This is a genomic window from Acidovorax sp. GW835-FHT14G06 (assembly GCF_058793595.1).
The window spans coordinates 426,482-442,030 of the sequence record NZ_JBXAGA010000003.1 but is presented as its reverse complement, the minus strand read 5'-3'; the positions used below and the strand labels follow the sequence as shown (position 1 = coordinate 442,030).

The window sequence follows — 15,549 nt, the reverse complement described above, 5'->3', positions numbered from 1 at the left end:
CACCCCAGTTTTCACGGGAGCACCCCATGGCAGACATTCGCAGCAATTTCCTGGGCATCCAAAGCCCCAACCCCTTCTGGCTCGCGTCCGCACCGCCCACCGACAAAGAGATCAACGTCACCCGCGCCTTTGAAGCGGGCTGGGGCGGCGTGGTGTGGAAGACGCTGGGCGAAGACCCGGCCGTGGTCAACGTCAACGGCCCGCGCTACTCCACACTCATGTCGCAAGACCGCCGCGTGATCGGCCTGAACAATATCGAGCTGATCACCGACCGGCCTCTGCAGACCAACCTCGAAGAGATTAAACGTGTCAAACGCAACTGGCCGGACCGCGCGATGATCGTTTCGCTCATGGTGCCGTGCGAGGAGCAGAGCTGGAAGGCCATCCTGCCGCTCGTGGAAGACACCGGCGCCGACGGCATTGAACTCAACTTCGGCTGCCCCCACGGCATGAGCGAGCGCGGCATGGGCGCGGCCGTCGGTCAGGTGCCCGAGTACATCCAGATGGTCACGGCCTGGTGCAAGCACTACAGCAAGCTGCCAGTGATCGTGAAGCTCACCCCCAACATCACCGATGTGCGCCAACCCGCGCGCGCGGCCAAAGCGGGTGGCGCCGATGCCGTGTCGCTCATCAACACCATCAACTCCATCATGGGCGTGGACCTGGACCGCATGGTGATGAGCCCGAGCACCGACGGCTGGGGCTCGCATGGCGGCTACTGCGGCCCGGCCGTCAAGCCGATTGCGCTGAACATGGTGGCCGAGATTGCACGCGACGCGCAGACCGCGGGCCTGCCCATCAGCGGCATCGGCGGCATCACCACCTGGCGCGATGCGGCCGAATACATCGCGCTGGGCTGCGGTACGGTGCAGGTGTGCACCGCCGCCATGGTCTATGGGTTCAAGATCGTGCAGGACATGTGCGATGGGCTGTCCAACTTCATGGACGAGCACGGGTATGCCACGCTCGACGACTTCAAGGGCCAGGCCGTGCCCACGGTGAAGGACTGGAAGAACCTCAACCTCAACCACATCGAAAAGGCCGTCATCAACCAGGATGCCTGCATCCAGTGCGGCCGCTGCCATGTGGTCTGCGAAGACACCTCGCACCAGGCCATCACCTTCACCAAGGAGGGCGGCGTACGCAAGTTCGAGATCAACGAGGCCGAATGCGTGGGCTGCAACCTGTGTGTGTCGATCTGCCCCGTGCCCGAGTGCATCACGATGCGCGCGCTGGAGCCGGGTGAAGTCGATGTGCGCACGGGCAAGACGGTGACGGGCGAATATGCCAACTGGACCACGCACCCCAACAACCCGCAGCGCGTGTCTGCCGCAGCTTGATATGCGCCCCCTGCGTGCGTTTGCCACAGACCTTGCAAGGCGTTGTGACTGCACCCGTTGTGGTGCCGATTTGCAACGCATGCTGCACTGCATCTGGTGCAGTTCTTGCGTGATCTCTAGCATCGCTCGCTTCCCTTTGCCCGCCATCTGCCAGCGCTGGGAGCCTGTCGGACTTGGAGCGTCGATCGCGAAAATTGGCCCCAGCGAGGACAGTTTTTGCCGACTTTGCAGCCCCATAGCTTGGCTATGGGGCAAGAAGGCGGTGAAGACTGGACCGCTGCGGTCAATTTGCAGCCGACGATTTCCAAGTCCGACAGGCTCCTGGGGCGCTGGACCAGACAGCGGGTTGTGTGCAACCCCAACGACGTCTTTGACAGGAGTACAGGCATGACCAACAGTACCGGCAGCGCGGCCCATGTGGCGGGGCTAATGCCCGGCGGAGCATCCAACACGCTCGCCAATGAAGATCTGCTCCCCACCACCGCCGCGCAGCGACACTGGACCTGGAAAGACTTTGCCGCACTCTGGGTGGGCATGGTCGTGTGTGTGCCCACCTACACCATGGCCAGCTCCATGCTGGACCAGGGCTTCACCTGGCAGATGGCGGTGTGGCTGGTGTTCCTGGCCAACTGCATCGTGCTGGTGCCCATGGTGCTCATCGGGCGCGTGGGGCCCAAGTACGGCGTGCCGTTTCCGGTGCTGGCGCGCGCATCGTTTGGCGTGAAAGGCGCCAACTTGCCCGCTGTGCTGCGCGGCCTGGTGGCGTGTGGCTGGTTTTCCATCAACTGCTACTTTGGCGCGCTGGCGCTGCATGGTTTCCTGAACATCCTGGGCATGGGGCTCGCGGGGCCGGCGGATGGGCAGACCATCAGCACCTCGCAGTTCATGTGTTTCCTCGCGTTCTGGGCGGTGCACATCTACTTCATCTGGAAGGGCCCTGAGTCCATCCGCAAGCTCGAAGTGATTGCTGCGCCGCTGATGATCATTGCGTCCATCGTGCTGGTGGTGGTGCTGATGATGAAGGTGCCCTCTGGGCAACTCTTCAACCTGCCCGCCAAAGTGGTCGAGGGTGGCCCCAAGACCTGGGCGGCGTTGACGGGGCTGGTCGGCTTCTGGGCCACGCTCGCGCTCAACATTCCCGACTTCACGCGCTTTGCCAAGACGCAAAAGGACCAGGTCATGGGCCAGGCCATCGGCCTGCCAATCCCCATGGCGCTGTTCTCCATGGTGGGCGTGATCGGCTTCTCGGCCTCGGCCATCCTGTATGGCAAGGCCCAGCTGTTCCCCGACGGCCTGCTCACCCAGATGGGCAGCGTGGCTGCGGGTCTGGGCCTGCTGGTGATCCTGCTGGCCAACCTGACCACGAACGTGGCCGCCAACCTGGTGTCGCCTTCGTACGACTTCAGCCAGTGCGCCCCATCCAAGATCAGCTTCCGCATGGGCGGCCTGATCGCTGCAGGGCTGGGTTTGCTGTTCATGCCCTGGAAGCTGCTGGCCACCTCGGGCGGCTACCTGTTCACCTGGCTGGGCGGCTACGGCACCCTGCTGGGCGCCATCGCGGGCATTCTGCTGGTGGACTACTACCTGGTGCGCAAGAGCGAGCTGAAGGTGGACGACCTGTACCGCCGTGGCGGCGAGTACGAGTACAGCAACGGCTGGAACCTGCATGCACTCATCGCCTTTGCGCTGGGCGTGCTGCCCTGCCTGCCCGGCTATCTGGCGGTGTCGGGCGTCGTGGACAAGGCGGGCATGCCTGCGGTCTGGCTCACGCTGTTCGACTCGGGCTGGTTCTTCAGCCTGGCGGTGGCTGGCACCTACTACTACCTGACAGCCAAGAAGAAGTGACCCCCTGGACCCCGCCTGGGCCTGGTGCCAGTGCAGGGTCCCTTTTTTGAATTGATCCGTATCCCTGAAGGAGACCCCCATGAGCCAAGCCCTTGTGATCCGCGGTGGCACCGTGGTCAACGCCGACCGTGAACAGCGCGCCGATGTGTTGTGCGTCGATGGCCGCATCGTGGCCGTGGGGGATGACGCTGCGGCCCAGGCCCCCGCTGGCGCGCAGACGCTGGATGCCAGCGGCCAGTACGTGCTGCCCGGCGGCATCGACCCGCACACGCACATGCAGCTCCCGTTCATGGGCACCGTGACCATGGACGACTTCTTCACCGGCACGGCCGCCGCGCTGGCGGGCGGCACCACGAGCATCATCGACTTCGTGATCCCCGACCCGCAAGAACCCATCCTGGACGCCTACCGCAAGTGGCGTGGCTGGGCGGAGAAGTCGGCCGCCGACTATTCGTTTCACGTCGCTATTACCTGGTGGAGCGAGCAGGTGCGCGCCGACATGGGCACGCTGGTGCAGGAGGAGGGCGTGAACAGCTTCAAGCACTTCATGGCCTACAAAAACGCCATCATGTGCGACGACGAAACCCTGGTGAACAGCTTCAAGCGCGCGCTGGAGCTGGGCGCCATGCCCACGGTGCATGCCGAGAACGGTGAGCTGGTGTACCTGTTGCAGCAGGAGGTGGCCAAGATGGGCATCACCGGCCCCGAGGGCCACCCGCTGTCGCGCCCGCCCATGGTCGAGGCCGAGGCTGCCAACCGTGCCATCGCCATTGCCGACGTGCTGGGCGTGCCCATCTACGTGGTGCATGTGAGCTGCATGGAATCTGCCGACGCCATTGCCCGCGCCCGTGCGCGCGGCCAGCGTGTGTACGGCGAGGTGCTGGCCGGCCACCTTCTGGTGGACGACAGCGTGTACCGCGACCCCGACTTTGCCAAGGCCGCCGCCTATGTGATGAGCCCACCCTTCCGCCCCAAGGGCCACCAGGAGGCGCTGTGGCGCGGCCTGCAATCGGGCCAGCTGCACACTACGGCCACGGATCACTGCACCTTCTGCGCTGCGCAAAAGGCCATGGGCAAAGAGAACTTCGCCAAGATCCCCAACGGCACGGGCGGTGTGGAAGAGCGCATGGCTGCGCTGTGGGACGGTGGCGTGAACACCGGGCGCCTCACGCCATCCGAGTTCGTGGCCATCACATCGGCCAACGCGGCGAAGCTGTTCAACATCTACCCGCGCAAGGGCTTCATTGGCGAAGGCGCCGATGCCGACCTGGTGCTGTGGGACCCGCAAGGCACCAAGACCTTCTCGGCCCAAACCCAGTTCAGCAAGGGCGACTTCAACATCTTTGAAGGCCGCACTGTGCGCGGCATCCCCAGTCACACTGTGAGCCAGGGCCGCGTGGTGTTTGCCAACGGCGACCTGCGGGCCGAGCAGGGCACAGGCCGCTACATCAAGCGCCCTGCGTTTGGCGCCAACTTCCAGGCCGTGCAAAAGCGTGCAAAGGACCTGGCCCCTACCGCCGTTGCGCGCTGACCGCTGCAATGCATCCGGAGAACACCATGGACACCAAAGTGAAGACTGACATCGAGAACCTGCGCATCAACGGAGACCGCCTGTGGGCGTCGCTCATGGAGCTGGCGCAGATCGGCGCCACCCCCAAGGGCGGCGTGTGCCGCCTCACCCTCACCGACCTGGACAAGCAGGGCCGTGACCTCGTCACCCGCTGGGCGCGCGAAGCAGGCATGACGGTGACCATCGACAAGATCGGCAACGGCTTCATGCGCCGCCCGGGCCGCAACAACAGCCTGCCACCCATCATGACCGGCAGCCACATCGACACCCAGCCCACCGGCGGCAAGTTCGACGGCAACTACGGCGTGCTGGCGGGCATCGAGGTGGTGCGCACACTGAACGACCACGGCATCCAGACCGAGGCACCCATCGAAGTCGCCTTCTGGACCAATGAAGAAGGCAGCCGCTTCGTGCCCGTCATGATGGGCTCGGGCGTCTTTGCCAAAGCCTTCACGCTGGAGCACGCCTACGCCGCCACCGACACCGAAGGCAAGACCGTGAAGGGTGAGCTGGAGCGCATCGGCTACATCGGCGACCAGGAGCCCGGCGACCACCCCATCGGCGCCTACTTCGAAACCCACATCGAACAAGGCCCGGTGCTCGAAGACAACAACAAGACCATCGGGGTGGTCAGCGGCGTGCTCGGCATTCGCTGGTTCGACTGCACCGTGACCGGCATGGAAGCCCACGCAGGCCCCACCCCAATGGCCCTGCGCAAGGACGCGATGCTGGCCGCCACGCGCATCATGCAAGACGTAGTCGCTGCCGCCCACCGTCACCCGCCGCACGGGCGCGGCACCGTGGGCATGGTGCAGGTGTTCCCCAACAGCCGCAACGTCATCCCCGGCCGCGTCAAGTTCAGCATCGACCTGCGCAACAGCACCGATGCGCTGGTGGATGCGATGGCCGCCGAGGTCAAGGCCTTTGCCGATCAGGTGGCCCAAGAACACGGCGTGCAGGTGCACATCGAGATGGTGTCGAGCTACCCGGCGCAACTCTTCCAGCCCGAGTGTGTGGAGGCCGTGGGCCGCGCTGCCGCCAAGCTGGGCTACAGCCACATGCCTGCCGTGTCAGGGGCGGGGCACGACGCGGTCTACATGGCCAAGCTCGCCCCCAGCGGCATGATCTTCATCCCCTGCAAGGACGGCATCAGCCACAACGAGATCGAGGACGCCAAGCCCGAGCACATCGAGGCGGGGTGCAATGTGCTGCTGCATGCCATGCTGGAGCGGGCTGGGATGTAATGCTATTTAAATGATAGCTTTCGGCGCTTTGTGCGCAAACGCTAGAGTCTGTTTTTGCTTGAAATCCGGCTGTGCGTTGTCAGTGCAACTCCGTCAGTCCCAGAAAGTGATCCAGCATGTGGAAGTGGTCTTCAAAGAACTCCTCTTCCAATCCGGCCAGCTGGTCGATGGGCGTCCACTGCACCAGCGCCGCATCGTCATCGGCCAACACCGCAGGAAAGGATGCGTCCCCCAAGTCAAAGTAGTGCGCGTGGGTGATGGTGCGCCCGCGCTGGCTGCGGTCGGGGTGGTCGAACACGGCGACCGATTGCAGCGCGCTGCGCATTCTGGCCTCGGGCAGGCGGCAGTGGGTTTCTTCCACCAGCTCGCGCAGGCACGACTGCCACACGGTTTCGCGCTGCTCGATGAATCCCCCGGGCACGGCCAGCTGGCCCTTGCCGGGCGCGTGGGCGCGGCGGATCAACAGCACGTGGTCCTGGCAGCGCAGCACGGCGTCCACCGTCACGAACACAGGCGGGTAGGGCGCGGCTGCCCAGGCTTCGCGGTAGCCGCGCAGCATGCGCCACTCTTCCTGCAGCGCGGGGTAGTGTGGGGTCTGCGCAAAGTGCTCCAGCGTGGCGACGGTGCTCTCGGGAATCTCGTCGGCCAGTGGCGCCACGGCAGCACGCGCGGTGGCGGAGGTGGCGCCAAAGTACGCGTCGCGGATGGCGGTAGCATCAATGCGGCCCTGGCGTTCTAGGTGGATGAGCTGCCAGCCAGGAAAGGCGCTGAGGTAGCCGCTGGTGGCGTCCTTGAAGTGGCCCACCAGGCCGATGCGTGCGTCTGGCGCAGTCATGTGCGCCACGCCACGCCGCACGGCCTGCACCCACACGGTTTCGTTGTAATAGTCGCGCATGGGCAGCACCTGCATACGGGCACTGTCTGCAGGGGCCAGGGCCGCGCGCAGCATGGCTTCGCGCTCTTGCCAGGTGAAGGGGTTCTTGGGCGAGCGCGCCTGCCACGCCGAGCCGATCACCACAATGACCTGCGGGGCGCTGTCCAACGCGCGTTGCAGCAGTGCCATGTGGCCGCTGTGCACGGGCTCAAAGCGTCCGATGTAAATGGCGGTATCGACCATATGTCTCCGGCTGGTGGTGCGCATCAGGGCCCTTCACTTCGCTGGCGTTGGGGTTGCCCGGGTCCTTGCGCTGGCCGTGGTTCAGCCAGGTCTGATCCGGGCGTTGAAGCGGCTTACGAGCAGGTTTTGCGAGCTTTTTGGCTGGATGCGCAGGATTTGTATGTGCTGGCAGCTATCTTTTTTGTAGTGATTTTACAGCCAGCCGGGGCGCGACTGGGTGACGGCTATGGAGGTTGCGGCCGGGCGGGCTGTTGCCGCCCTGGTAGCCACTGCGTGTCTCATGGTGGTGCGGTCTGGCCTGTCACGTGAAGGGCTGGGGCCTTGGCGTGTACAACCGACTGGCAAAAAAGGGGTGGACCGGCTTATGCAAACGTGGCGACAATGCGCCGCTTGCACGCTGCGCGCAGTGTTTCTTCAGCGCGAACCCGTCCTTTTCACGCGGTGGTCCTGCGATGCGGCGTGCAAGCTCACCTGTGTGAACCGGGGGACTGCGCCCGATGTGGCGTGTCCGCACCTCCAATATCAGGCCCGCTGTGTGCGGGCCGCCGAGGGAGATCCATGTCGTTGCGGCTCAAATTCAATCTGGTGCTGGCGGGTGTGCTGCTGCTGGCCGTGCTGGGCGCGGGCGCCTATGTGCACCGCTTTTTGCAGCAGTCGGCCATCGAGGAGGTGCAGCACAACTCGCAGATCATGATGCACGCGGCCATGGCCATTCGCGACTACACCACCGAGCTGGTCAAGCCCCACCTGGACGTGACGCTGGCCGAAAAATTCCTGCCCCAGACCGTGCCTGCCTACGCGGCCACCGAAACCCTGCGCCGCCTGCAGAACCGGTTTCCGGGCTATGAGTACAAGGAGGCGGTGCTCAACCCCACCAACCTGCGCGACCGGGCCAACGAGTGGGAGGAACGCATCATCGGCGACTTCCGCGAAGGCCGGGCCGACCCCAAGAAGGAGGTGACCGGCGAGGTGGGCGAGGGCATGCACCGTGCCATGTACGTGGCCCGCCCCATCACCATCAAGCAGGCCCAGTGCATGGCCTGCCACAGCACACCGGCAGTCGCACCGCCCACCATGCTCAAGGTCTATGGCGACAAGAACGGCTTTGGCTGGGGCATGAACGAAACGGTGGGCATCCAGGTGGTGAAGGTGCCGATGTATTTCCCGCTGGAGAAGGCGCGTCAGACCTTCAATACGGTGATGGCGGCGCTGGTGGGCAGCTTTGTGTTGCTGTTTGTGGGCCTCAATCTGTCGCTGTCGTCGCTGGTGATCGAGCCTATGGCGCGGCTCAACCGCAAGCTGGAAGACCTGGCCACCAAGGACTTCCTGACTGACCTGGTGAACCGCCGCCGCTTTTTTGAGAGGCTGGAGACCGAGATGGCTGACACCCGCATCAAGAAGGGTAGCCTGTCGGTGGTAATGTTTGACATCGACTTTTTCAAGCGCATCAACGATACCTTTGGGCATGACTCGGGCGATGTGGTGCTCAAGAGCACGGCGCTGCGTGTTCGCGAATTGCTCCGGTCGTCCGACTGCGCCGCGCGCTTCGGGGGCGAGGAGTTCATCATCCTGCTCAAGGAAACCCCGGTGGATGCTGCCATGGCCATGGCCGAAGCCGTGCGTGCGCGCATTGCAGGTGCGCCGTTTGACGCCGTGGGCCATGTCAGTGCCAGCTTTGGCGTGGCCACCTGGGACCACAAGGAAGACAGCCACGCCCTGATCAAGCGCGCGGACACGGCGCTGTACAAGGCCAAGTCCAGCGGTCGCAACTGTGTGGTGCAGGCCGAAGAGGCAGTGTGATCCCGGGCGTGTATACGGTCCGAGCCCGGCGCGTTCAGGCCATGGCGGCCTTGGCTTCCTCATAGTCCGCCCGGTAGTCCGCCGCCAGCGCGGTTTTCTGCTTTTCCGTCAGCAGCTTGCCGGCCATCTGGAAGAAGCGGTGCTCTTCTTCCTTCAGATGGTGGTCCACCTTCTCGGCCAGCTTCTTGGCCAGTGGCAACCAGGCGGGGCTCGACGGCTCGGTCTCTTCCAATGACTCCACCAGCTCATCGATCTGGTGGTGCTCTGAAATGGCATGGCGCGACAGGTCAATGCCCGCATCGTGCGCCATCAGCGGTACATAAAAGTGGCGGTCCTCGGCCTGGGCGTGGGCGGCGAGTTCCTTTTTGAGTTGATCGAACAGATCGCGTCGCTCGGGCGTATCCCCGCTGGTGTCGGTCAGTGCGCTGTAGAGCGCACGCTGGCGTTCGTGGCTCTCGCGCAGGGCTTCAAAGATGTTGGTGGTGTCGGTCATGGTGGGCTGGTGTTTCATTGAATTGACAAAGGTGTGAAGGACTACTGGAGCACCTTGCGCGCGGCGCCCACCCCGATGGCCGCCAGCACCACGAACACCACGGCAACCACCAGGAACAGCACAAACAGCACCTTGGCAATGCCCGCTGCGCCTGCGGCGACACCGCTGAAACCCAGGGCCCCGGCCACGAGGGAGATCAGGGCAAAAATGATGGCGTACTTCAGCATGGGGGCGCTCCTTGCGGTGGGTGGTGAGGCAGCGCGGGGCTGCAAAAGGTTGTGCAGGAACGATACCGGCGGTCCATGGGGCGTGCCGTCAGTGCAGGCGGGCGGTGGGTGTAGGAGAGCGCCGCTGAGGAACCCAGGGGTGCCCCAAAAAGAAAAGCCGCAACGCGGAGCGTTGCGGCTTGGGAGGTGGTGCGGCTCTGACGGTGTTTTGGTCTCCAACCACAGTGCTGCGCAATATGAGCTTCGTCCACGTACGGAAAGCCGCGCGATGCGCGGAGGGCTTACAGCCCTGCTGCCTTGTCCGTACCTTGGTCTTCGTTCATATCGCTGGCGCGATATGAACTGCGCCCGAAGACCGAAAACCGCGCTATCACGCGGCGGGCTTTACAGCCCGGCGGCAGCACGCAGTGCCGCCGCTTTGTCGGTCTTCTCCCAGCTGAACTCGGGTTCTTCGCGGCCGAAGTGGCCGTAAGCTGCCGTCTTTTCGTAGATCGGGCGCAGCAGGTCCAGCATCTGGATGATGCCCTTGGGGCGCAGGTCGAAATGCTCGCGCACCAGTGCGGCCAGGCGGTCGTCCGACACCACTCCGGTGCCTTCGGTGTACACGGTGATGTTCATGGGCTCAGCCACGCCGATGGCGTAGGCCACCTGGATCTGGCACTGGCGCGCGAGGCCCGCGGCCACGATGTTCTTGGCCACATAGCGGGCAGCGTAGGCAGCCGAACGGTCTACCTTCGTTGGGTCCTTGCCGCTGAAAGCACCGCCGCCGTGGGGGCAGGCGCCGCCGTAGGTGTCCACGATGATCTTGCGGCCGGTCAGGCCACAGTCGCCCTGGGGGCCACCGATGACGAAGCGGCCGGTGGGGTTGATCAGGTAGCGCGTGTTCTGCAGCCATTCCTTGGGCAGCACGGGCTTGATGATCTCTTCGATGATGGCTTCGGTGAACGAGGCCTTCATCCTGGTCTGGGTTTCGCTCTGGTCGGGGTGGTGCTGGGTGGAGAGCACCACGGTATCAATGCTGTGGGGCTTGCCGTCCACATAGCGCATCGTCACTTGCGACTTGGCGTCGGGGCGCAGGAACGGCAGGCGGCCGTCCTTGCGCAGCTGGGCCTGGCGCTCGACGAGGCGGTGCGCGTAGTAGATGGGCGCTGGCATCAGCTCGGGCGTTTCGTCGCAGGCATAGCCGAACATCAGGCCCTGGTCGCCAGCGCCGGTGTTCAGGTGGTCGTCGCTCGCGTGGTCCACGCCCTGGGCGATGTCGTTGGACTGCTTGTCGTAGGCGACGAGCACGGCGCAGCCTTTGTAGTCGATGCCGTAGTCAGTGTTGTCGTAGCCGATGCGCTTGATGGTGTCGCGCGCCACCTGGATGTAGTCCACGTGGGCATTGGTGGTGATCTCGCCCGCCAGTACCACGAGACCGGTGTTGGTCAGCGTTTCAGCGGCGACACGCGAGCGGGGGTCTTGTTTGAAGATCGCATCGAGAATCGCGTCCGAGATCTGGTCGGCCACCTTGTCGGGGTGGCCTTCGGAGACGGATTCCGAGGTAAAGAGAAAGTCGTTCGCCATTTGAATAAACTCCTGTGTTCCGGCATTTGGGGCGTTGCCCTCACCCCGAAGGAGATCTGGCGAACGCTTTAGCAGATTTTTTTAACGTCGCCCTGCAAGTTGCTCATTTAACTCAGCGACCCCGTCATTTTAATGCCAGTCGTCTTTCGATTCTTTTCCGTATTTCCACTGTGGTTGCTGCATGTCATGGGCGCGGCCATGGGCTGGGTGGCGTTTGTCGCATCCCCCACGTACCGGCGCCGGTTCCTCGCCAACTCGGCACTGGCGGGCTACGCGTTTGGGGATGTGCGTGCCGCCGTGGCCCATGCCGGTCGCATGGTGTCCGAGCTGCCGCGCCTGTGGCTGGGCGCCGCCATGCCGTGTGCACTCACAGGCGAAGCCTGCGTAGAGCAGGCCTATGCCGCCGGCCGTGGCATCGTGTTTCTGACCCCGCACCAGGGGTGTTTTGAACTGTCGGCCCAGGCCGCTGCGCGCCGCTGGAGCGCGGAGCGTGGCCCTATCACCGTGTTGTACCGCCCCGCGCGCCAGGCTTGGCTGGCCAAGGTGATGGAGACCGCACGCAACCGCCCCGGCATGCTGGCCGTGCCCACCACGCTGGCAGGCGTGCGCCAGATGATCAAGGCCCTGCGCCGGGGCGAGGCCGTGGGCCTGCTGCCCGATCAGGTGCCGCCTGAGGGGCAAGGACAATGGGCGCCTTTTTTTGGCCGTGACGCCTACACCATGACCCTGGCTGCGCGCCTGGCGCAGCAGACCGGTGCGGCCGTAGTGCTGGTGCGCTGTGAGCGCCTGCCGCGGGGCCGTGGTTACGTCACACATTTCGAGCCCTTGTCCCAGCCGCTGTCCGACCAGATGGACCAGGCCGTGCTGCAAATCAACCAAGCCATGGAACATCTCATCCGCCAATGCCCTGAGCAATATCTGTGGGGCTATGGCCGCTACAAGCAGCCGCGTGGCGAGGCAGCGCCTGCTGAGCCTGCAGCGGGGGGCGCAGCATGAAGGGCCTGACGGGGCGTTTGGGCGTGTGGTTCATGCGGGTGCTGGCGCTGCTGCCGCTGCCGGTGTTGCGCGGCATGGGATGGCTGCTGGGGCAGGTGGCCTTTGTGCTGGTGGCGCCCCGCCGCAGGGTGGCGTTGCGCAATCTGGCGCTGTGTTTTCCTGACTGGACCGAAGCGCGCCGCCGTGCCGTAGCGCGGGCCAGCTTTGTCGCGTTCTGCCAGACCTGGCTGGACCGCAGCTGGCTGTGGGCCGCACCGCGTTCTGTGGTGGAGCAGCGTGTGCGTTTGACGGGGGCCGTGCACGAGCTGGAAGGCGACACGCCCACCATTTTGTTTGCGCCGCATTTCTACGGCATGGATGCAGGGGGTCTGGCCTTGCCGCTGCGCAGCGGTCGTGCGTTCACCTCCATCTTTGCCACCCACCCTGATCCGGCGGTGGATGCCTGGTTCATGGCCGGGCGCCAGCGTTTTGGCGATGTGCGCATGCTCAACCGCTCGGACGGCGTCAAGCCCATCATCGCCAACCTGCGCAAGGGTGGCCTGTTGTACCTGCTGCCCGACATGGACTACGGCCGCAATGATTCGGTGTTTGTGCCGTTCTATGGCGTTACGGCGGCCACCATTCCGTCGCTGTCGCGGTTTGCGCGCCTGGGCCGCGCCAAGGTCGTGGGCGTGTATTCGCGCATGACGCCCACCGGTTACGTAGCCGAGGTCTCCCCGGCCTGGGCCAGCTACCCCACCGACGACGCCGAGGCCGACACGGCCCGCATGAACCGCGAGCTGCAGGCCGTGATCGACACCATGCCCGAGCAGTACTACTGGGTACACAAGCGTTTCAAGACCCGCCCGGAGGGCGAGCCCTCGGTGTATTCCCGCTGAGCTATCAGTAAAAATGGCCTGAATCGCTAGTACATCATGCGCTGGCAGCTATTATTTGGATAGCAAAAATCGCTGCAGTTCCATGGTCACGCGCTCGGGGTGCTCGTGCACGATCCAGTGCGAAGCCTGCTCCACCTGCTGCACCTGTAGCTGGGGAATCCAGCCAGGCAGGCCGTCCAGCAGGCCGGGCAGCAGGGCGGGGTCGTCCATGCCCCAGAGCACCAGCGTAGGCACATCCACCGTCAACATCGACTCGGGCAGGGTGATGGCCTGGGCGCCGGGGTCGCCCTCGCGCGGCGGGCGGATGGGGCTGGCCCGGTAGTAGTTGCAGGCACCCTGCAACCCCTTTTGCCACAGGGCCCGGTACTGGGCGCGCACCTCGTCGGTCAGCCATGCAGGGGCGCTGCCGTCCGGGGCGTTGAAAAAGGCAAACAGGCGGCGGAAGTCGTCTTCGGCCAGCAGGGCCTCGGCATCGGGCCTGCACAAGAAATGCATGTACTGGCTGCCCGCCTGCTGGGCGGCGTTGTGCGACAGCTCGCGCACAAAGGCGCCGGGGTGGGGCGAGTTGATGATGGCCAAGCGCTTCATCAGCTGCGGCTGCTGGTTGGCCAGGTTCCATGCCACGGCGCCGCCCCAGTCATGCGCCACCAGGCATTCCAGCGCACTGCCGGGGCATTCGTGGGCGATCAGCGCGACCAGGTCCTGCACCAGGTGCTTGGCGCGGTACGCATCCACCGCCTGCGGGCTGCTGGACGGGCCAAACCCGCGCAGGTAGGGCGCCACGCAGCGGTAGCCGCCGTTCTCGGGGCGGGCAAAGTACAGCAGCAGTTCGTCCCAGATGAAGGCCCCCTCGGGGAACCCGTGCAGAAACAACAGCACCGGGCGCCCGGGGATGCCGCTCACGCGGCAGTGCAGGGTGATTCCGTGGGGGAGGTCAACAGGGCAATCTTGGATCATGACGCTATACATTTTGTAGCTGCCAGCGCATGATTAGATTGCGCTTGAGGCTAGTTGGACTCGGATTCGCCGGGGGGAAGTGGCTGGGCGGGGCTGCTGCTGTCGGTGGCCGCTGCTGGGGGCTCCTCGGCCAGGGGCTTCACCGGGTGCGCCCACTGCCACAACAGCTGGGCCACTTCATCCACCCCTTGCTTTTTGAGGGCCGAGAACATCTTCACCTCGCCGCCGCCAGCGTGCAGTCGCGTAATCGACAGCACCTTGGCCTGTTCGGCGCGCGTGAGCTTGTCGGCCTTGGTCAGCACGATGAGGAACTTGAGGCCCTCCTCGACGCGGGGGCCCACTACTTCGAGCAGCGCTTCGTCCAGCTCCGTCAGGCCCAGTCGGGGATCACACAGCAGCACGATGCCCGTGAGGCCGGGGCGGCTGACCAGGTAGTTCACCATCACCTGTTGCCAGCGCACCTTGTCCGAGCGCGACACGGCGGCGTAGCCATAGCCCGGCAGGTCGGCCAGCACGGCGTCCATCACCCCCTGTTTGCCCAACGAGAACAAATTGATGTGCTGGGTGCGCCCCGGCTTCTTGGAGGCAAACGCCAGCTGCTTTTGCTGGGTGAGGGTGTTGATGCACGTGGATTTGCCCGCGTTGGAACGGCCCACGAAAGCGATTTCAGGCACGTCGATGGGCGGCAGGTGGTGCAACTGCGCCGCCGTGGTCAAGAACCTGGCGGTGTGCATCCAGCCCATGGCGATTTTGGCGTCAGGTGCGGGCGGGAGAGAGCCAGCAACTGGCGCGGAGGGGGGTGTCGTCATGGGGAGTTGGGAGAGAAAGAACCATCATTGTAGAATCGCGAGGTTTTGCGCACATAAACACACACCCTCGATATGAAGTTGCTCGCCTCATTGCTGACGGCTGCCGCACTGGCAGCACCTGTTTTTTCGGCCTTTGCAGCGGGTGATGCACCCAAAGCGGCCAAGCCGGATCTCGTCAAAGGCGAGGCCAGCTTCACTGCGGTGTGTGCGGCCTGCCACGGCGCAGACGGCAACTCGGCCATTGCGGCCAATCCCAAGCTGTCGCAGCAACACCCCGAATACCTGGTCAAGCAACTGCAGGAATTCAAGTCCGGCAAGCGCAACAACGCCATCATGAAGGGTTTTGCCACGGCCCTGTCGGATGATGACATGCGCAACATCGCCTACTGGCTCACGTCCAAGCCCGCCAAGGCAGGCTTTGCCAAGGACAAGGACCTGGTCGCCATGGGCGAGCGCATCTACCGCGGTGGCATTGCAGACCGCCAGATCGCCGCTTGCGCGGGCTGCCACAGCCCCAATGGTGCTGGCATCCCGGCGCAATACCCCCGCCTTTCGGGCCAACACGCTGATTACACGGTGTCGCAGCTGAACATGTTCCGCGACGGCTCGCGTGCCAACAGCATCCAGATGACCCAGGTGGCGGCCAAGCTCAACGACAAGGAAATCAAGGCCGTGGCGGATTACATCGCCGGCCTGCGTTGATTGAT

14 protein-coding genes are annotated in these 15,549 nt (G+C 64.5%); 8 read left to right on the top strand and 6 right to left on the bottom strand.

The genetic code is table 11. The features are described 5' to 3' along the window. Positions 1-26: 26 nt before the first annotated feature. The 4 genes from preA to AC1Q64_RS07220 all read left to right on the top strand — a co-directional run bounded on the left by preA (position 27) and on the right by AC1Q64_RS07220 (position 5,999). The gene (gene preA, locus AC1Q64_RS07235; protein ID WP_492250885.1) at positions 27-1,340 is read left to right on the top strand and encodes an NAD-dependent dihydropyrimidine dehydrogenase subunit PreA; all 1,314 of its coding nucleotides are present in this window, start codon (positions 27-29) and stop codon (positions 1,338-1,340) included. Between the two features lie 387 nt (positions 1,341-1,727). Further along, entirely contained in the window at positions 1,728-3,185 is a 1,458-nt protein-coding gene (locus AC1Q64_RS07230) for an NCS1 family nucleobase:cation symporter-1 (protein WP_492250884.1), read from the top strand. A 79-nt stretch (positions 3,186-3,264) separates the two neighbouring features. Continuing rightward, positions 3,265-4,716 (top strand): dihydropyrimidinase, encoded by a 1,452-nt coding sequence (gene hydA / locus AC1Q64_RS07225; protein WP_291434815.1) that lies wholly within the window; start codon positions 3,265-3,267, stop codon positions 4,714-4,716. A 26-nt stretch (positions 4,717-4,742) separates the two neighbouring features. After that, positions 4,743-5,999: a Zn-dependent hydrolase gene (locus AC1Q64_RS07220; protein WP_492250883.1), complete on the top strand. Its 1,257-nt coding sequence runs from the start codon at positions 4,743-4,745 to the stop codon at positions 5,997-5,999. Positions 6,000-6,078: 79 nt separating this feature from the next. Here AC1Q64_RS07220 and AC1Q64_RS07215 read toward each other — a convergent pair whose 3' ends face one another. Then, on the bottom strand, positions 6,079-7,116 hold the full coding sequence (locus AC1Q64_RS07215) for a bifunctional nicotinamide-nucleotide adenylyltransferase/Nudix hydroxylase (protein WP_492250904.1): 1,038 nt from the start codon (positions 7,114-7,116) through the stop codon (positions 6,079-6,081). Between the two features lie 558 nt (positions 7,117-7,674). On the opposite strand from AC1Q64_RS07215, the gene AC1Q64_RS07210 reads away from it, so the two are divergent. Next, positions 7,675-8,916: a diguanylate cyclase gene (locus tag AC1Q64_RS07210; protein ID WP_291434811.1), complete on the top strand. Its 1,242-nt coding sequence runs from the start codon at positions 7,675-7,677 to the stop codon at positions 8,914-8,916. 34 nt (positions 8,917-8,950) lie between these two features. Here the strand turns inward: AC1Q64_RS07210 and AC1Q64_RS07205 are convergent, their stop codons facing one another. The 3 genes from AC1Q64_RS07205 to metK form a co-directional block, all read right to left on the bottom strand. Further along, positions 8,951-9,409 carry a hemerythrin domain-containing protein gene (locus AC1Q64_RS07205; protein WP_492250882.1) on the bottom strand — a complete coding sequence of 153 codons (459 nt, stop codon included), beginning with the start codon at positions 9,407-9,409 and terminating at the stop codon, positions 8,951-8,953. Between the two features lie 41 nt (positions 9,410-9,450). Further along, positions 9,451-9,636 (bottom strand): DUF1328 family protein, encoded by a 186-nt coding sequence (locus tag AC1Q64_RS07200; RefSeq protein ID WP_492250881.1) that lies wholly within the window; start codon positions 9,634-9,636, stop codon positions 9,451-9,453. A gap of 384 nt (positions 9,637-10,020) precedes the next feature. Then, positions 10,021-11,202, bottom strand: a complete 1,182-nt coding sequence (gene metK, locus AC1Q64_RS07195) for a methionine adenosyltransferase (RefSeq protein ID WP_291434808.1) — start codon at positions 11,200-11,202, stop codon at positions 10,021-10,023. Between the two features lie 132 nt (positions 11,203-11,334). Between metK and AC1Q64_RS07190 the strand changes: the two genes are divergently transcribed. Both AC1Q64_RS07190 and AC1Q64_RS07185 read left to right on the top strand, forming a co-directional pair. Further along, positions 11,335-12,198 carry a lysophospholipid acyltransferase family protein gene (locus AC1Q64_RS07190; RefSeq protein ID WP_492250880.1) on the top strand — a complete coding sequence of 288 codons (864 nt, stop codon included), beginning with the start codon at positions 11,335-11,337 and terminating at the stop codon, positions 12,196-12,198. Between the two features lie 5 nt (positions 12,199-12,203). Next, complete coding sequence (locus AC1Q64_RS07185) at positions 12,204-13,076, top strand: lysophospholipid acyltransferase family protein (RefSeq protein ID WP_492250903.1); 873 nt, start codon at positions 12,204-12,206, stop codon at positions 13,074-13,076. A gap of 51 nt (positions 13,077-13,127) precedes the next feature. Here AC1Q64_RS07185 and AC1Q64_RS07180 read toward each other — a convergent pair whose 3' ends face one another. Together AC1Q64_RS07180 and yihA are read right to left on the bottom strand one after the other, a co-directional pair. Further along, entirely contained in the window at positions 13,128-14,033 is a 906-nt protein-coding gene (locus tag AC1Q64_RS07180) for an alpha/beta fold hydrolase (RefSeq protein ID WP_492250879.1), read from the bottom strand. Between the two features lie 50 nt (positions 14,034-14,083). Next, positions 14,084-14,842, bottom strand: a complete 759-nt coding sequence (gene yihA, locus AC1Q64_RS07175; protein WP_492250878.1) for a ribosome biogenesis GTP-binding protein YihA/YsxC — start codon at positions 14,840-14,842, stop codon at positions 14,084-14,086. Between the two features lie 72 nt (positions 14,843-14,914). Between yihA and AC1Q64_RS07170 the strand changes: the two genes are divergently transcribed. Continuing rightward, positions 14,915-15,544, top strand: coding sequence for a c-type cytochrome (locus tag AC1Q64_RS07170; RefSeq protein WP_015012649.1), 630 nt, complete (start codon positions 14,915-14,917; stop codon positions 15,542-15,544). Positions 15,545-15,549: the final 5 nt, after the last annotated feature.

What these genes read in the sequence shown, in the direction of transcription:
- AC1Q64_RS07205 (WP_492250882.1), bottom strand. Translation starts at nt 9,409, where the DNA reads ATGACCGACACCACCAACATCTTTGAAGCCCTGCGCGAGAGCCACGAA.
- AC1Q64_RS07200 (WP_492250881.1), bottom strand. Translation starts at nt 9,636, where the DNA reads ATGCTGAAGTACGCCATCATTTTTGCCCTGATCTCCCTCGTGGCCGGG.
- AC1Q64_RS07210 (WP_291434811.1), top strand. Translation starts at nt 7,675, where the DNA reads ATGTCGTTGCGGCTCAAATTCAATCTGGTGCTGGCGGGTGTGCTGCTG.
- AC1Q64_RS07215 (WP_492250904.1), bottom strand. Translation starts at nt 7,116, where the DNA reads ATGGTCGATACCGCCATTTACATCGGACGCTTTGAGCCCGTGCACAGC.
- AC1Q64_RS07220 (WP_492250883.1), top strand. Translation starts at nt 4,743, where the DNA reads ATGGACACCAAAGTGAAGACTGACATCGAGAACCTGCGCATCAACGGA.
- yihA (WP_492250878.1), bottom strand. Translation starts at nt 14,842, where the DNA reads ATGACGACACCCCCCTCCGCGCCAGTTGCTGGCTCTCTCCCGCCCGCA.
- metK (WP_291434808.1), bottom strand. Translation starts at nt 11,202, where the DNA reads ATGGCGAACGACTTTCTCTTTACCTCGGAATCCGTCTCCGAAGGCCAC.
- AC1Q64_RS07190 (WP_492250880.1), top strand. Translation starts at nt 11,335, where the DNA reads ATGCCAGTCGTCTTTCGATTCTTTTCCGTATTTCCACTGTGGTTGCTG.
- AC1Q64_RS07170 (WP_015012649.1), top strand. Translation starts at nt 14,915, where the DNA reads ATGAAGTTGCTCGCCTCATTGCTGACGGCTGCCGCACTGGCAGCACCT.
- preA (WP_492250885.1), top strand. Translation starts at nt 27, where the DNA reads ATGGCAGACATTCGCAGCAATTTCCTGGGCATCCAAAGCCCCAACCCC.
- hydA (WP_291434815.1), top strand. Translation starts at nt 3,265, where the DNA reads ATGAGCCAAGCCCTTGTGATCCGCGGTGGCACCGTGGTCAACGCCGAC.
- AC1Q64_RS07180 (WP_492250879.1), bottom strand. Translation starts at nt 14,033, where the DNA reads ATGATCCAAGATTGCCCTGTTGACCTCCCCCACGGAATCACCCTGCAC.
- AC1Q64_RS07230 (WP_492250884.1), top strand. Translation starts at nt 1,728, where the DNA reads ATGACCAACAGTACCGGCAGCGCGGCCCATGTGGCGGGGCTAATGCCC.